This window comes from Nocardia implantans (assembly GCF_035544775.1).
Classification (GTDB): Bacteria; Actinomycetota; Actinomycetes; order Mycobacteriales; family Mycobacteriaceae; genus Nocardia; species Nocardia implantans.
On sequence record NZ_JAYKYQ010000008.1, the window covers coordinates 345,284 to 361,131 of the forward strand.

At 64.9% G+C, this 15,848-nt stretch carries 15 protein-coding genes; 9 read left to right on the forward strand and 6 right to left on the reverse strand.

The genetic code is table 11. The features are described from left to right. Window positions 1–9 precede the first annotated feature (9 nt). Window positions 10–207, forward strand: coding sequence for a hypothetical protein (locus tag U3653_RS20775; protein ID WP_323124116.1), 198 nt, complete (start codon window positions 10–12; stop codon window positions 205–207). Between the two features lie 56 nt (window positions 208–263). Here U3653_RS20775 and U3653_RS20780 read toward each other — a convergent pair whose 3' ends face one another. Further along, complete coding sequence (locus U3653_RS20780) at window positions 264–1,913, reverse strand: acyl-CoA synthetase (protein WP_195078122.1); 1,650 nt, start codon at window positions 1,911–1,913, stop codon at window positions 264–266. 61 nt (window positions 1,914–1,974) lie between these two features. Here U3653_RS20780 and U3653_RS20785 point away from each other — a divergent pair, with 61 nt between their 5' ends. Further along, window positions 1,975–2,757, forward strand: a complete 783-nt coding sequence (locus tag U3653_RS20785) for a crotonase/enoyl-CoA hydratase family protein (protein ID WP_195078121.1) — start codon at window positions 1,975–1,977, stop codon at window positions 2,755–2,757. 60 nt (window positions 2,758–2,817) lie between these two features. Here U3653_RS20785 and U3653_RS20790 read toward each other — a convergent pair whose 3' ends face one another. After that, on the reverse strand, window positions 2,818–3,237 hold the full coding sequence (locus U3653_RS20790; protein ID WP_195078120.1) for a VOC family protein: 420 nt from the start codon (window positions 3,235–3,237) through the stop codon (window positions 2,818–2,820). Window positions 3,238–3,419: 182 nt separating this feature from the next. Between U3653_RS20790 and U3653_RS20795 the strand changes: the two genes are divergently transcribed. Both U3653_RS20795 and U3653_RS20800 read left to right on the forward strand, forming a co-directional pair. Beyond that, a complete protein-coding gene (locus tag U3653_RS20795; protein ID WP_195078119.1) occupies window positions 3,420–4,415 on the forward strand; it encodes a sigma-70 family RNA polymerase sigma factor in 996 nt (331 codons plus the stop codon). A gap of 167 nt (window positions 4,416–4,582) precedes the next feature. Then, window positions 4,583–6,370: a GmrSD restriction endonuclease domain-containing protein gene (locus U3653_RS20800; RefSeq protein WP_195078118.1), complete on the forward strand. Its 1,788-nt coding sequence runs from the start codon at window positions 4,583–4,585 to the stop codon at window positions 6,368–6,370. Between the two features lie 486 nt (window positions 6,371–6,856). On the opposite strand, the gene U3653_RS20805 is transcribed toward U3653_RS20800, so the two are convergent. Both U3653_RS20805 and U3653_RS20810 read right to left on the reverse strand, forming a co-directional pair. Further along, on the reverse strand, window positions 6,857–7,375 hold the full coding sequence (locus tag U3653_RS20805; RefSeq protein ID WP_195078117.1) for a DUF6879 family protein: 519 nt from the start codon (window positions 7,373–7,375) through the stop codon (window positions 6,857–6,859). 245 nt (window positions 7,376–7,620) lie between these two features. Next, on the reverse strand, window positions 7,621–8,850 hold the full coding sequence (locus tag U3653_RS20810; RefSeq protein WP_195078116.1) for a helix-turn-helix domain-containing protein: 1,230 nt from the start codon (window positions 8,848–8,850) through the stop codon (window positions 7,621–7,623). 190 nt (window positions 8,851–9,040) lie between these two features. Between U3653_RS20810 and U3653_RS20815 the strand changes: the two genes are divergently transcribed. Together U3653_RS20815 and U3653_RS20820 are read left to right on the forward strand one after the other, a co-directional pair. Next, window positions 9,041–9,352: a hypothetical protein gene (locus tag U3653_RS20815; RefSeq protein ID WP_195078115.1), complete on the forward strand. Its 312-nt coding sequence runs from the start codon at window positions 9,041–9,043 to the stop codon at window positions 9,350–9,352. After that, entirely contained in the window at window positions 9,349–9,702 is a 354-nt protein-coding gene (locus U3653_RS20820; protein WP_195078114.1) for a hypothetical protein, read from the forward strand. Before U3653_RS20815 ends, U3653_RS20820 begins: the two co-directional genes overlap by 4 nt. 194 nt (window positions 9,703–9,896) lie before the next feature. On the opposite strand, the gene U3653_RS20825 is transcribed toward U3653_RS20820, so the two are convergent. Next, complete coding sequence (locus U3653_RS20825; protein ID WP_195078113.1) at window positions 9,897–11,435, reverse strand: acyl-CoA synthetase; 1,539 nt, start codon at window positions 11,433–11,435, stop codon at window positions 9,897–9,899. Window positions 11,436–11,520: 85 nt separating this feature from the next. Next, window positions 11,521–12,555 (reverse strand): LLM class F420-dependent oxidoreductase, encoded by a 1,035-nt coding sequence (locus U3653_RS20830; RefSeq protein ID WP_195078112.1) that lies wholly within the window; start codon window positions 12,553–12,555, stop codon window positions 11,521–11,523. Between the two features lie 115 nt (window positions 12,556–12,670). Here U3653_RS20830 and U3653_RS20835 point away from each other — a divergent pair, with 115 nt between their 5' ends. Genes U3653_RS20835 through U3653_RS20845 form a run of 3 tightly spaced genes read left to right on the forward strand, consistent with a single transcriptional unit; the run spans window position 12,671 to window position 15,846 of the window. Continuing rightward, complete coding sequence (locus U3653_RS20835) at window positions 12,671–13,636, forward strand: Zn-ribbon domain-containing OB-fold protein (RefSeq protein WP_195078111.1); 966 nt, start codon at window positions 12,671–12,673, stop codon at window positions 13,634–13,636. A gap of 12 nt (window positions 13,637–13,648) precedes the next feature. After that, window positions 13,649–14,683 carry a thiolase family protein gene (locus tag U3653_RS20840; protein WP_195078110.1) on the forward strand — a complete coding sequence of 345 codons (1,035 nt, stop codon included), beginning with the start codon at window positions 13,649–13,651 and terminating at the stop codon, window positions 14,681–14,683. Next, window positions 14,680–15,846: a thiolase family protein gene (locus U3653_RS20845; RefSeq protein ID WP_195078109.1), complete on the forward strand. Its 1,167-nt coding sequence runs from the start codon at window positions 14,680–14,682 to the stop codon at window positions 15,844–15,846. The genes U3653_RS20840 and U3653_RS20845 overlap by 4 nt, the downstream gene beginning before the upstream one ends. The last annotated feature ends 2 nt before the right edge of the window (window positions 15,847–15,848 follow it).

A 15,848-nucleotide genomic window follows, 5' to 3' on the forward strand; every position in this document is an offset into this window, starting at 1 on the left:
CCTCGAAGCATGACGAACCCTTCGCGGCAGCATCGACTGAAGTATGAGCTCAAATCGGTCAAACTCGGCGGCGCGGAATTGGAGCAATGGCAGTACGAGATCACCGGAGGCGGCCGGATCTGGTACGCCATCGATGACGCAAACCGCACCCTCTACCTCACACTCGCCGGTACGGGGCATCCACGGCAGACCGATCGGCGGCGCTGATGCCGTAATGGCCGGCCACCCCGCGAGGCGCGGTGGCCGACCACGTCGACGCACTTCTACTTCGCGCTCGCCACCGCGTTGTCGTCGGCGGGGCGGGATTGCGTTTGTTCCTTGGCCCAGCGGTAGTCGGGCTTGCCCGCGGGGGAACGCTTGATCTCGTCGACGAACCACAGGCTGCGCGGAAGTTTGTAGGGCGCGATCTCCTGGGTGAGCATGGGGCGCAGCTCCTCGAGGGTGGGGCGGGACTCGCCGCGGCACTGCACCACCGCGACCACGCGCTGGCCCCAGCGCTCGTCGTCGATGCCGACCACGAGCGCGTCGAAGATCTCCGGGTGGGTCTTGAGCGCGCCCTCGACCTCCTCGGGGTAGATTTTCTCGCCGCCGCTGTTGATGCTGACCGAGCCGCGGCCGAGCATGGTGACCGTGCCGTCCTCCTCGACGCGGGCGAAGTCGCCGGGGATGGCGTAGCGGACGCCGTTGAACTCCTTGAAGGTCGCGGCCGTCTTCGCCTCGTCCTTGTAGTAGCCCAGCGGGATGTGCCCGCGCCGCGCCAGGATGCCGACCACGCCGGAGCCGGGCTGCACCGGATTGCCGTCCTCGTCGAGCACCTCGGTGGACGCGTCGATCTTCACGCGCGGCCCTCCGGTGTGCGTCGCGCCCTTGGCGACGATGGCGATACCGCCGAACCCGGTCTCCGAGGAGCCGATCGAATCGGAGATCATCCGGTTGGGCAGCAGCTCCAGGAACTGGTCCTTCAGCGCGGGCGAGAACAGCGCCGCGCTGCTGGCCATCACGTACAGGCTCGAAAGGTCGTAGGGCTGACCGGTTTCCGGATTGCCCTCGATCAGCGCGTCGAGCATCGGGCGCGCCATGGCGTCACCGGTGATGAAGATCAGGTTGATCTTGTGCTTGTCGATGGCCCGCCAGACGCCGTGCCCGGAGAACTCCGGGAGCATCACGGCCTTGCCGCCGCCGAACAGGCTGTGGAACGTGGCCCACTGCGCCCCGCCGTGGATCATCGGCGGGATCGGGAACCGCACCATCGGCGGGCTGCCCGCGCCGACCTTGGCCAGCTCCCACTCGTCCTGGACGTATTCGCCGGTGATGAAGTTGATGCCTGCGCCGAGCACGCGCCATACGTCCTCCTGGCGCCACATCACGCCCTTCGGCATGCCGGTGGTGCCGCCGGTGTAGACCATGTACAGGTCGTCCGGGGAGCGTTCGCCGAAGTCGCGCTCACCGGAGGACTGCGCGATGACCCCTTCGTATTCCACCGAATCCGCTGCGGTGGGAATGGCGCCGGTCGTATCGTCGTCGACGACGACGACGGTGCGCAGCAGCGGAGTCTTCGGCCGAACCGCGGCGACCCGGTCGCTGTAGCGCCGCTCGTGGATCAGCGCCACCATGTCCGAGTTGTCGAAGATGTACTGCAACTCGTTCTCGACGTAACGGAAGTTCACGTTGATCATCACGGCCCGCGCCTTGAAGATCGCGACCATGGCCTCGACGGCCTCGATCGTGTTGCGTGAGTAGATACCCACCTTGTCGCCCGGCTGGACTCCCTGTTCTTGCAGGTAGTGAGCGAGTTTGTTGGCCCGCTCCTCCAACTGGGCGTAGGTGACCTCGCGGCCGTCGTCGGCCAGCGCGACGCGGTCGGGCATCAGGTCGATGGCATGTTCGACAAGGTCCGCTATGTTGTAGCTCACAGCCATAAAAATAGAACGTGTTACTGTTTCTGACAAGGCTCGGAAGTCAGGAGAATCAGCGATGCCGCACTGCCTCGTCGAGAAGCGCGACCACGTCCTCATCGTCACCATGAACCGGCCCGAGGCGCGCAACGCGCTGTCGGGCGAGATGATGGCGATCATGAAGGACGCCTGGAACCAGGTGGACGAAGATCCGGACATCAGGGTCGCGATCCTGACCGGCGCCGGCGGCGCGTTCTGCGCGGGCGCCGATCTCAAGGGCATGACCTCCGAGCACCCCGGCGACACCATCGACGGCGGGGGGTGGAATCCGGCCAAGCTGGAGGCGCTGCTCAAAGGCCGCAGACTGACCAAGCCGCTGATCGCGGCGGTGGAGGGTCCGGCCATCGCGGGCGGCACCGAGATCCTGCAGGGCACCGACATCCGGGTGGCCGGGGAGAGCGCGAAATTCGGTGTCTCCGAAGCGCGTTGGGGCCTGTTCCCGCTGGGCGGCTCGGCGGTGCGGCTGGTCCGCCAGATCCCCTACACCGTCGCCGCGGAAATCCTGCTCACCGGACGGCACCTCAGCGCCGCGGAGGCCAAGGAGATCGGCCTGATCGGGCACGTGGTGCCGGACGGGACGGCGCTGGACAAAGCGCTGGAGATCGCGGCACAGATCGCCGCCAACGGCCCGCTCGCCGTGCAGGCCATCCTGCGCACCATTCGGGAGACCGAGGCCATGCCGGAAGAGGACGCCTTCCAGATCGACGCCAAGCTCGGCATGTCCGTATTCCGCTCGGCCGACGCCAAGGAAGGGCCGCGTGCGTTCGCGGAGAAGCGTAAGCCCTCTTTCACCGGAAACTGAGTTTCCACCCGAGCCCTACGCCCCCGATGCGCACGCATCGGGGGCGACCCCTCGCCGGGCTCAGTTCGCGCCCGGGTAGTCCATCCAGAACGGCTCCCACTGGTGACCGTCCGGGTCGATGAAGGTGCGGCCGTGCATGCCCACCTGCGCCTCCTGCGCCCGCTTGTCCTCGTTCACCTCTTCGGTCGCGCCCGCGGCGAGCGCCGCCTCGGTCAGGCTGTCGACCTCATCGGCGCTGCCGAGGGCGAGCGCGTACGCGGCGTTGATCGCCGCTTTGGTGTCGGCCACCGGGCGCTTGCTGAACGTGGTGAAGAAATCCCTGATGAGCAGCATCAAGCAGATGTTGTCGTCCACCACGATGCAGGCGGCGTTGTCGTCGGTGAACTCCTGGTTGACCTTCCAGCCCAGCGCCTCGTAGAACGCCATCGACCGGTGCAGATCGGCGACCGGGAGATTGATGAAGATCATCTTGCTGCTCATGGCCTCTTCCTCTCGAGCAAGTCCGTTCGTGTCACTGGATAGGACGGGTTCCGGTGGGCGAACTCATCGTCGCGGCGTCCGTGACAGGTCCCACATGCCGAGTAGGTTTAGTGATCTTGATCGGGGCTGCGCTCGAGTTCGCGGGCCTGTTTTGTGTCGGTGGCCTGTGGCAGGGTGACCCCATGACCGACTCGCCAGCCTCCCCCGCCGGCCTCGCTCCCGATCTGCTCGCCGCGTTCGAGACCCATCGCAGGGAGCTCTGCGCGTACGCCTACCGCATGCTCGGCTCCTCCTTCGAAGCGGAGGACGCGGTGCAGGAGACGCTCACCAGGGCGTGGAAGTCCTACGACTCGTTCGAGGGCCGCGCCAGCCTCCGCTCCTGGCTGTACAAGATCACCACGAACGTCTGCCTGGACATGCTCGACGGTCCGCAGCGCCGCGCCCGGCCGATGGATCTGTCCGGTCCGTCCCGGCCGGACGCGCCGTTGCCCGCGCCGCAGCCGGATTACGTCTGGATCGAGCCGATCCCGAACGCCCTGGCCTTCGGCGCCGACCCGGCCGAGCACGCCACCGCCAAGGACACGCTGCGCCTGGCCTTCGTCGCCGCCTGCCAGCACCTGCCTGCCACCCAGCGCGCCATCCTGATCATGCGCGAGGTGCTGCGTTTCTCCGCCAACGAGACCGCCGAGGCGCTCACCATGTCGCCCGCGTCGGTCAACAGCGCACTGCAGCGAGCGCGCGCCACCATGTCCAAGGTCCAGCCCGCGGCCACCGACACCTACGACGAAACCGACGAGGGCCAGCGCAAACTGGTGGACGGTTTCGTCAAAGCGTTCGAGGCCTACGACATGGACACGCTCACCTCGCTGCTGAAAGCGGATGTGGCGCTGTCCATGCCGCCGATCGAGCTGTGGATCTCCGGCCCGGAGAACGTGGCCGCGTTCATGCTCGGCCACGGAAGCGCCTGCCGCGATTCGCGACTGGTCCGGCTGGAAGGCGCCAACGGCCTGCCCGCCTTCGGCCACTACAAGCCGAGCGGCGAGCCGGGCGTGTGGGTCCCGTGGTCGATCACGGTGCTGGAGCTCGACGGCGACACCATCGCCGGACTGAATTTCTTCCTGGACACCGACAAGCTGTTCCCACTATTCGGCCTCGCGCCCGAACTGCGTAAGGCGTGACCTCCTCGGCATATTCCGGCCGCCTTCGAGATGCCGTGCTGTTTGGAAGTTATCCGGAGAGATCAGGCTGTATTTCCCATAATGTAGCGAAGAAGGTAGCCACAACCCTCCAAGCGCTACGATTAGATGACCCGCCCATGCGCCAACCCAAACAATAAGGTGAATGCGTGCAGAATTCAGAGCTTTCCGTCCAAGGACAGAATATTCAGACGCTTTATAATCTGTACTTCAGCAAGAGGCTCCTTGTTAATCGGAGATACCAGCGCAAGCTAGTATGGAGCGTAGAGGAAAAAGTTAGGCTCATAGACTCCGTAGTCAACGAGTTGCCAATTCCGTTGATTCTCCTAGCGCAACGTAAGCGCGCTGGCATAGAGACATTCGAGATCATTGACGGCCTCCAGCGCCTGGACGCCTTTTTCTCTTTTATGGAGAATAAATTCTCCTTCCAAGATAAGTACTTCGATCTTGACACAATAGGAGACACGAAGGCGCGTTTGGATTCGGGCGACATCTGTCAGGGCACACCCAAAATGTCTCGCGAAGAGTCATTGTCCATCGCAAACTATCAAATTCCGGTGTCTGTTTATAGAGATGCTACCTCGTCATCGATCGACGAAGTCTTTCGCAGGATTAACAGTGGCGGCAGGCGCTTGAGTCTGCAAGAAATCAGACAAGCCGGAGTAATAGGACCACTCGCAGACGTCGTTCGGAGGACCAGCGCCTCTATCCGTGGCGATGGCACGTTCTCCGAGTCGGTTGTATTGAATGAGATGGAAAAACTCAGCATATCACGACGCGGCCTAACGTACGGTCTATCGTTGGAGGACATGTTCTGGGTGCGCCATGACATCATTGCCCAAGAAGACATAAGATCGTCTGGCGACGAAGAGATGGTGCTCGACCTCGTGCTAGATGCGGTAATCAAACCGTGGCCTACCAGCGGTTGGCAAAACCGTGATGTCGCTTATGGAGTTCCGAGGAAGATCAATACCGCCTCAGCTGCAGAAGTTGACGCCGCTGTTGAGTCTATAGGGGTGGAAGAGCTGCATCAAAGGATAATGTCGATCATTGAGATGATAGACGAGTCCATGACTGGAAACACATCTCTCGGTCGGCACATGGTAAAGCTGGAGACTTACGAGAAAGGTACACAGAGGCAGTTCCAGGCTATATTTGCGGCGCTCTACTCGATAATCTATGACGATGGCATGAAGCCAAAGTCTCACGATGCCCTCAAGGTAATACTGGATGACTTTTGGGGTCGTGGCCTATCAATACCCACTGGGGGTAGCGCGTGGGGTAAGGCAAAAAAGCAGGATTTGTACCCCGAAATTAAAAAGAGGCTTCGGAGGGCTTTCTATACGCCGCGACCACGAACCTCTCTTGTTCAGCTAAATTCTCGCCTGTATGTCGAATCCTTGCTGCAGGGCCCCGTTGACGAAGAACCATTGATCGAGCTTAAGCAAGGATTCTGCACACTTTCCGACCCTCCACAGGAGAACGCAAGCCTATTCGATGAATTGATTCAGACAGCCGTAGGAATGGCGAATGAATCAAAAGAGGCGGAGGGCTTGATTCTTATCGGCGTGGCCGACAAGCCATCCGATGCCGCACGTGTTGCGCAACTATTTTCAATAGCACCTCTTGAGGTGCAAGGTAAGCTCGTAGTGGGGACGGCCGAACAGATATCCCTGCTTGGTTACGACCCAGATAAATGGTGGCGTAAATGGCAAAGTAAGATTCGATCCGCACGCGTTTCGTCTGAATTCGCAAACAGTCTGGCGCGAAGCTTCAAACCAGTATTTTGCGACGGAAAACTACTTTGGGAGATGCGCCCGAAGTCCATCGGAAAACCAATTACCCATAATGAACGGTTCTTCACTAGAATCGGTAGCAGTACAATTGAAATGAGTGCAGACGATTTCTTGAGCCACGTGACGTCTCATTTTTCGTAATATCAGATCGTGCTGGACGGGGCGACCACTCGGCGACCATTGCGGTGTCTGCCGAGACGCGGCGCCATCGACTGCTACTCTTCGTCGGTGAAATCACTCTCGCCTATCAACCAGCGCCACGAACACGCGCCCCGGACTTGTTCAGGGTCCGGGGCGCGGTCGGCGTTCTAGCGCATCACCACCTCGATTTGAGTCACGTGGTGGATATTCAGTTCAGTGATATCGACGTGCATCGTGTATTCGCCGGGCTCCAAGCGCGGGAACGTGGCGAACCATGTCATCGACGCCAGATCTTCGGCACCGGCGACCAGCGGAGCCCTGAGATGCGCCTCCGTGGGACTGCGGTCCCCAGTTTCGATCTTCGCGACACCACCGACTCATGCCAACCCGCGAGAGAGGCAAGCTGACGGCCGGACAGCCCGGCATCACGACGAAGCCCACGGAGAGTTGCCCCAAGGGCTTGTCGCGCTTCATGAACGGAGTTGGTCACCGCTCGACATACTCCGCATAAGGGATAGCCAGCTTCCAGAGCCGCCCCCGTACCTCTTGGCAGTACGCCACGATTCCGGGGTCTGTGGTCACTGCCAGACCGGCCGGCGCTCCGGCCGGATCGGTGAGGTTGTAAACAACCCTCTCGCCATCCATCAACCACCAGTCGTCTGATGGCACCGTTCCCGCGATACTTCTCGGCACATAACGGATGTCGTCCCCGGCTTCCACGTTGTACCCGGTGACCGACAACAACCATCGCTGATAGTCCGACAGTGGTTCGGTGACCACCCGAACACGGGTCACCGATACGCCCCGGCCAGTGGTTTCCAGCATGAGGTCTTGCCACGGCGTCCGGGTGTACGGGGCTGGTTCGCCAGCGAGGAAGGCACGTATGCGGGTGTCCTCGTCGGCTACGTGATATTCGTCCCGCACTTCGAGATGGAACGCGTCCCGTTTCAGCTCACGGAACAGATTCGGCCACAGGTCCGGTTCATCGTTGGGCCGCAGCAGCATTGCCGTAGAACGTCCTTCCTAGCTTCGGGACCTCGATAGCGGTTTCGTCCTCTGCCAAGGTCAACATGCCCAACACGTCCGGCTCGGTGATCGGCCGACCGGATACGGTGAATCCTGCGCATGGGTGAGGTGCCCGGCAGCTAGCAACCCGGCTCATCGTCCAGATCGTTCGTCTTGCCGTTGGTGTCCTCGATCCATCCGGTCAGTGACATGCTCGAGACACAATCGGTTTCGGTGTTGTCGCGCTATACCGGAACAACCCCGACTCGTTGCGCCAGTCGCCCGAGTTCGCCAGTGGTGAGATCCCGCCTCGCGGTGCGCATCATGTGTCCGACCAGTTCGCGGACGTGGCTCATTCCGCGAACGTGCTGAGGACCGATGTGTTCCGCACGCAGTAGGGCGTGCAGAGATTCCCGGTAGTTCCGCTGCAGGGCGTGTGCGCGGCCGATTTCCACGAAGTACTGTGCACGGCGACTTGGCGCTTCGATGGCGTTCGGGTCGATGATCGGCGCCAGCTCGAGTACCCGGCCCGACTCGCGCTGCTCCATCGCCGCCGACATACGCCAGAGGGTCACGTTCTCGGGGCCGAACGTGGGATTGCGCATCATCGACTCACCGGGCACGGCTTCGGCGAGCCGGTCGGCGGTCTCTTCCGCCTCATCGAAATATCCGGACGCGTCTTTGCCCAGTGCCGCCGCGGTCAACGCGCTTTGAAGGTGGAGCATCCCGTACGTCTCCAGTTCCCCCCGAGACGACGAGGTCGACTGAAGTTTGTCGGCGGCAGCTACGGCGCACCCCAGGGCAGCGGAGAGCGAACCCGGACGCGACAGCAACACCTGACTGCGAGCGAACGCTGCCGCCGCCAACCCCGCCGTATCGCCGGTGCTCTGCGCGGCCTGCTCGATTGCTTGCGCGGCCGTCCACGCGAGCGCCCCATAGCCACGTACCCGCAACGCTATCGCAGTATCGAAAGCGACCGAAGCCAGGACGTTCCACGCCTTCACGCGATCGACTTCGGACGCACTGCGCGTATGCCGGTAACAATCCGTGATCAGGGGTGCCAGCATCGGTCCCAACGCTATGAAGTCACAAGCGAGACGAGTCTCCCCTGCCCGACGAGCGGCGACCGCCAGTTCTCCGAGGCTTCTCGTCTCGGCGTTTTCGGCTACGTCTCCGGCCATCCATAGCGCTGCCTCGATTTCGCCCACAGCGGCATGGAACGCCGACGCCGACGGGTCCGTCTGATCGAGTGGATGGCCCGTCAGGTCCGCGACGCGTACCCCCAGCGCTGCGGCCAGCGCGTACAGCGTTCGGCGGGAATCGACTGGACGTTCGCCGTTCTCGAACTTCGCGATTGCGCCCCGGCTGAGGCCGACACGATCGGCGAGGACCTGTTGGGTGATTCCGCGCCGGGCGCGGATGGCGCGTACCCGGCGGCCAATGAATCGGCCGTCTTCTTGCTGGCTGCGGCTCATGGGTGTGCTTCCCTTCGGCGGCACGGAAACATCATGGTAGTGCGCTTGTCCCAAGGTGGGGCGAACTCGGGTGTAGCTGCCGTCACTCTCAGTATCGGCACCACCGCCGGGTCGACGCTCCCCGATTCAACAATAGGAACGCCGGAGTCCACGGCTGGTGCTTAAGAACACTCAGTTAGGGGGATATCCGATGCAGTACATCATTTCTCGGCTCTGCTTCACTCTCGCGACGGCTACAGCCATCGCCATCTTCGTCACGGGTCCAGCACACGCCGTCACGATCTCGGACTGTGTGGACGGCGGTGGAATCGTGGTCCGCTGCTCCACCCAACCGGTTACCGATGCCGACAAGATCGCATGCCCGACACCGGGAAAGAGCACCCGCATATGGTGCGTCGGAGGCTTCTACGGCACACCACCACTCGAGATACTCGACTTCGGTGGTGACAGCCGCTATGGCGGCAGGACAGCCGCCACGCCGATAGGTAATGTCCGGCCATGACCACCACCGAGCGGGACGAGTCCACAGTCACGGTCACCGGCGCAGCGCCGGGAGTGATCGTTGCGCTACGCCGTGCGGCAACGATCGCGGCCGAACATGGACACAACTACGTTGGTTTCGAAGACCTGCTCGTCGCACTTCTCGAGGCCCCGATGTCCCCGTTGCAGGTCCATTGGGAGGAACGCGGACTCGGCGCATTGTCACTGACGGAACTTCGCGAACTGGCGCGCTCTATCGTTCCCGGACCTGTGCGCGGTGCTCACGGCCCGGCTGAGCCGGCCACGGTCACCTTCGACCTCTCGGGGCCGCACGCAGAGGAGTTTCGGCAGGCGATACACGAGCACTCTTGATAGACATGTTCGATCCATACCGTGCTCGCAGATCCCCATCCGCGAAACGCGAATGCGCCCTTCACGGTAATTGTGAAGGGCGCATTCGCTTTCGGCGTCGTCGCGTGGCCGGGTCACAGCCCCAGCGGCCCGGCTGCGCGGCGAGCCTCGCCTCCACCGGGCGTGGGCCGGCGCCGTCCGTCCGGCGGGGTGGATCAGGACGCGGGAATGTACCGCTCCCGCAGCTTGCGCTTGTAGAGCTTGCCGTTGGGATCGCGCGGCAGTTCGGGCAGATAGTCGATCGACTTGGGCATCTTGTACTTCGCCAACTGGGTGGCGGCGAAGGCGAGCAGTTCCTCGGTGAGCGCGTCGTCGCCGTCGGTTCCGTCGGCGGGCCGCACGACGGCCTTCACTTCCTGGCCCCAATCCGGATGCGGGATGCCGAAGACCGCGACGTCGGCGACCTTCGGGTGGGTGATCAGGACGTTCTCGACCTCCGCCGGGTAGATGTTCACACCGCCGGACAGGATGAGGTCCGAGCGCCGGTCGTGCAGGTAGAGGTAGCCGTCCTCGTCGAGGTGGCCGATGTCGCCGACGGTGAACAGGTCGCCGACGCGCGAGTCCTCGGTCTTGGCCTTGTCGTGGTGGTACTCGAAACTCGACGCGCCCATGCGCATGTAGACCAGGCCGGTTTCGCCGACCGGCACCTCGGAGCCGTCCTCCTCGCTGAGCACCTTGATCACCGACCACGGCCACGCCTTGCCGACCGAACCCGGCTTGCGCAGCCACTCCGTGCCGTTGATCACCGTGCCGCCGCCCTCGGTGGCCGCGTAGTACTCGGTGACCGTCGGACCCCACCACTCGAGCATCTGCCGCTTGGTCTCCTGCGGGCAGGGCGCGGCGCCGTGCACCATGCTGCGCAGCGAGGACACGTCGTACTTGGCGCGCACCTCCTCCGGCAGCGCGAGCAGCCGATGGAACTGGGTGGGCACCATGTGGCTGTGCGTCACCCGGTGCTTGTCGATCAGCCGCAGCATGTCCTCGGCGTCCCAGCGATCCATCAGAACCAGCTTGTGGCCCAGCTGGATCGAGATGGTGGCGAAGTTCAGCACCGCCGTGTGGTACAGCGGCGAGCCGCAGATGTGCACGTGGTCGTCGTAGGGCGCGAGCTCGAACAGGCCGAAGAACGCGGTGGTGTGTGGCGGAACGACATCGGGGTCCGCGCCGGTGAGCGGCCGCCGGACGCCCTTGGGCCGTCCGGTGGTCCCGGAGGTGTAGAGCATCGGCGCGCCGGTGCTGCGGTCGGAGGGACGGCCGGTGTCGGCCGCGCCGAGCCAGGCCACCGACTTGAAGCCCTCGATCTCGCCCACCGCGAAGCGCGCCGTCGCGGGCAGCCCCGCCTCGTCGGCGGCGGCCTTGGCGGCGGCGGCGAAACGATCGCTGGCGATGAACGCCTTGGCTTCGCTGTCGGACAGGATGTAGGCCACTTCCGGACCGGTGAGATGCCAGTTCACCGCGACGATGTACAACCCGGACTGGTAGGCCGCGAAATACGCCGCGATCGCCTCCACGCAGTTGTGCACCATGGTCACCAGCACGTCACCGGTGTTCAAGCCGAGCCCGCGCAGGCCGGTGGCGTAACGATTGGCGAGCGTGGCCAGTTCGCGATACGTCACCTCCCGGCCCCAGGGATCGACCATCGCGATCCGATCGGGTTCGGCTTCGGCGATGTTCCACAGACCGAGAATTTGCACTGGCTCCTGCGCGGAGGGCTGGTGAGGCGGCGGAGCCGACGGGGCGGGTGAGGCAGTCACCCCATCGAATCTAGAACGTGTTCTACTATTCGACAAGGGGTGCGAGCCGATGCAATTGCGCGACATCGGGAACCGACACCAGCATCATGGTGACGCCCGCCGCCTCCCAGACCCGCAGTTGCTTGCGGACATGTTCCTCGTCGCCGATGATCGCGGTGTCCAGAATCAGCTCGTCCGGCACCGCCGCGGCGGCCTCGGCCTTCTTGCCCGACTGGAACAGCTTGCCGATCTCGTCGACCTCGCGGTCGTACCCCATGCGCCGGTACACCTGGGCATGGAAATTGAGTTCCGGCGCGCCCATGCCGCCGATGTAGAGCGCCATGATCCAGCGCATCCGTTCCAGCTCGCTCGCCGGGTCGTCGGTGATGACCACCTGGCAACTCGCGGCGATCTCGAAGTCCGCCCTGCTGCGCCGCGCGCCCGCGCGCGCGAAGCCCTCGTCGAGCCACTCGTCGTACATCCCGGCGAGCCGCGGCGCGTAGTAGATGGCCAGCCAGCCGTCGGCGATCTCGGCGGTGAGCGCCACGTTCTTCGGCCCCTCCGCCCCGAGCCAGATCGGCAAATCCGCACGTAGCGGATGCACGATCGGCTTCAGCGGCTTGCCGAGCCCGATCGAGCCAGGCCCGGTGTACGGCAGCGGGTAGTGCGGGCCGTCGCTGGTGACCGGCGCCTGCCTGGCCAGCACTTGGCGCACGATCCCGACGTACTCGCGGGTGCGCTGCAACGGCTTGGCGAACGGCTGGCCGTACCACCCCTCCACCACCTGCGGACCCGAGACGCCCAGACCGAGAATGGCGCGGCCACCGCTGAGATGATCGAGGGTGAGCGCGTGCATGGCGGTCGCCGCGGGCGTACGCGCCGACATCTGCACCACCGACGTGCCCAGGCGCACCCGCCGCGTGGACGAACCCCACCAGGTGAGCGGACCGAAGGCATCCGAGCCCCACGACTCGGCGGCGAAGACGGCGTCGAACCCGGCTTCCTCGGCCGCCACCACCAGCTCCCCCGCGTTCGCGGGCGGCTGGGCCATCCAGTACCCGAGTTGCAATCCGAACTTCACGCCGGACCCCTTTCCGATCAACTGCTTGCCACCAGAGTTAGAACCTGTTCTACTCGATATCGTGACTCAGGGGAATACTGCATCCACGGCAATCGCTGGTGGTAGCGGCACGGCATTGAACACGGACGCCGTGCCCGAGGTACTCAGCGCGCCCCTGCGGGTGCGTTTCGATTACACCCGCTCCGTCGGCTCCACCATCGGAACCTTCCTGACCCGGTTGCGCGACCACAAGATCGTCGGCGCGCGCGGCTCGGACGGCCGGGTGATCGTGCCGCCGCCGGAATACGATCCGATCACCGCCGAACCGCTGACCGAATTCGTCGACGTCGCCGACACCGGCACCGTCGAATCATGGACCTGGGTGCGCGAGCCGCTGCCCGGCCAGCCGTTCGACCGGCCGTTCGCGTGGGCCCTGATCCGGCTGGACGGCGCCGACACGACGCTGTTGCACGCCGTCGACGTCGCCGCGCCCGAGGACATCCACCAAGGCTTGCGGGTGACCGCCCGCTGGGCCGAGCAGACCGAGGGCAGCATTCGCGACATCCTCTGCTTCGAGCCGGGCGAGAAGTCCTCCGGACCCGTCGAGTCCGCCGCCGCCGACCCGGTCACCATGATCACCACGCCGGTCGACCTGTCCTACAAGCACACCGCCTCGCCGCAGGAGACCGTCTACCTGCGCGGACTCGCCGAAGGCAAGCTGATCGGCGCGCGCACCGACGCCGCGGGCAAGGTGTACTTCCCGCCGCGCGGCGCGAATCCCACCGACGGCAGGCCGACCGACGAGTTCATCGAACTGTCCGATCACGGCACCGTGACCACCTTCTGCATCGTCAACGTGCCGTTCATGGGCCAGCGGATCAAGCCGCCGTACGTCGCGGCCTACGTGCTGCTGGACGGTGCGGACATCCCGGTGCTGCATCTGGTGCTCGGATGCGACGCGAGCGAAGTGCGCATGGGCATGCGGGTGCAGGCGGTGTGGAAGCCGCGCGAGGAGTGGGGCTACGGCCTGGAGAACGTGGACCATTTCCGCCCCTCCGGCGAGCCGGACGCCGACTACGAGACCTATAAGCACCACCTCTGAGAGAGGCGCACGTTGACTGACAACGCCACCGACATCGCGGTCGTGGGTTTCGCCCACGCGCCGCACGTGCCGGAGACCTTCGGCACCACCAACGGTGTCGAGATGCTGGTGCCCTGCTTCCAGCAGCTCTACGACCGACTCGGCATCACCAAGTCCGACATCGACTTCTGGTGCTCCGGCTCGTCCGATTACCTCGCCGGACGCGCCTTCTCGTTCATCTCGGCGATCGACGCCATCGGCGCGGTGCCGCCGATCAACGAATCGCACGTCGAGATGGACGCCGCGTGGGCGCTGTACGAGGCGTGGGTGAAACTGCGCTCGGGGCAGGCGACGACGGCGCTGGTGTACGGCTTCGGCAAGTCCTCCGCCGGCACGCTGCGCCAAGTGCTCACCATGCAGCTGGACCCCTACCTGGTCGCGCCGCTGTGGCCGGACGCCTGGTCCATCGCGGGCCTGCAGGCGCGCGCCGGTCTGGACGCGGGCCGCTGGACCGAGCGGGACATGGCAGCCGTCGCGGCAGGTGACGGTGACGTCGACAGCCTGCTCGACCAGCCCTACGTCGCCGATCCGCTGCGCGCGCACGACATCGCGCCGATCACCGACGGCGCGGCCGCGATCGTGCTCGCCGTGGGTGACCGCGCCCGCGAACTGTGCGACCGTCCCGCCTGGATCACCGGCATGGCGCACCGGATCGACACTCCCGTGCTCGGTGCGCGCGACCTCACCGTCTCGCCCTCGACGGCCGCCGCCGCCAAGGCGGTCACCGGCGGCGACGTGAGCGGTTTCGACATCGCCGAACTGCACGCGCCGTTCAGCCATCAGCAGCTGATCCTCACCGAGGCGATCGGGCTGACGAACGGCACGAAGGTGAACCCGTCCGGCGGCGCGCTCGCGGCCCACCCCATGTTCGCGGCGGGCCTGGAACGCATCGGCTTCGCGGCCGAGGCCATCATCGCGGGCTCGGCGAATCGCGCGTTGGCGCACGCCACCAGCGGCCCCGCGTTGCAGCAGAACCTTGTGACCGTCTTGGAATCGGAGAACCGATGAGCTTGCCCGCCGCGGTGCTCGGCACCGGACAAACCCATCACGTGACGAAACGGACCGACGTGTCCATGTCGGGCATGTGCCGCGAGGCCATCGATCGTGCCCTGGCCGACGCCGGTCTCACCATCGCCGACATCGACGCGGTCGTGGTCGGTAAGGCGCCCGACGGCTTCGAGGGCGTCATGATGCCCGAACTGTTCATGGCGGACGCGCTCGGCGCCACCGGCAAGCCGCTGCTGCGGGTGCACACCGCCGGTTCGGTCGGCGGCTCCACCGGCATCGTCGCGACCAACTTGATCCAGGCGGGCGTGCACAAGCGCGTGCTCGCCGTGGCCTGGGAGAAGCAGTCGGAGTCGAACGCCATGTGGGCGCTGTCGATCCCCGTGCCGTTCACCATGCCGGTCGGCGCGGGCGCGGGCGGATACTTCGCCCCCCACGTGCGCTCCTACATCCGGCGCTCCAACGCCCCCGGTCACATCGGCGCCATGGTGGCGGTGAAGGATCGCCGCAACGGAGCCAAGAACCCGCTGGCGCACCTGAAGCAGCCCGACATCACGCTGGAATCGGTGCTCGCCTCGCAGATGCTGTGGGACCCGATCCGCTTCGACGAAACCTGCCCGTCCTCCGACGGCGCGTGCGCGATCGTGCTGGGCGACGCGGACGCGGCCGAAGCGGTCGAGGCCACCGGACGGAAGGTCGCTTGGGTGCACGGCACCGCGATGCGCACCGAACCGACCACGTTCGCCGGACGCGACCAGGTCAATCCGCAGGCGGGCCGGGACGCGGCCGCGGCGCTGTGGCAGACGGCGGGCATCACCAACCCGCTGGAGGAGATCGACGTGGCCGAGATCTACGTCCCGTTCTCCTGGTTCGAACCGATGTGGCTGGAGAACCTCGGCTTCGTGCCGCAGGGGGACGGCTGGAAGCTCACCGACAAGGGCGAGACCGAGATCGGCGGCACCCTTCCGGTCAATCCGTCCGGCGGCGTGCTGTCGTCGAATCCGATCGGCGCCTCCGGACTCATCCGGTTCGCCGAGGCCGCCAAGCAGGTCATGGGACGGGCCGGGGACTATCAAGTCGAGGGCGCGCGCAAAGCGCTCGGCCACGCGTACGGCGGTGGTTCGCAGTACTTCTCGATGTGGGTGGTCGGATCGGAGCGACGGTGACC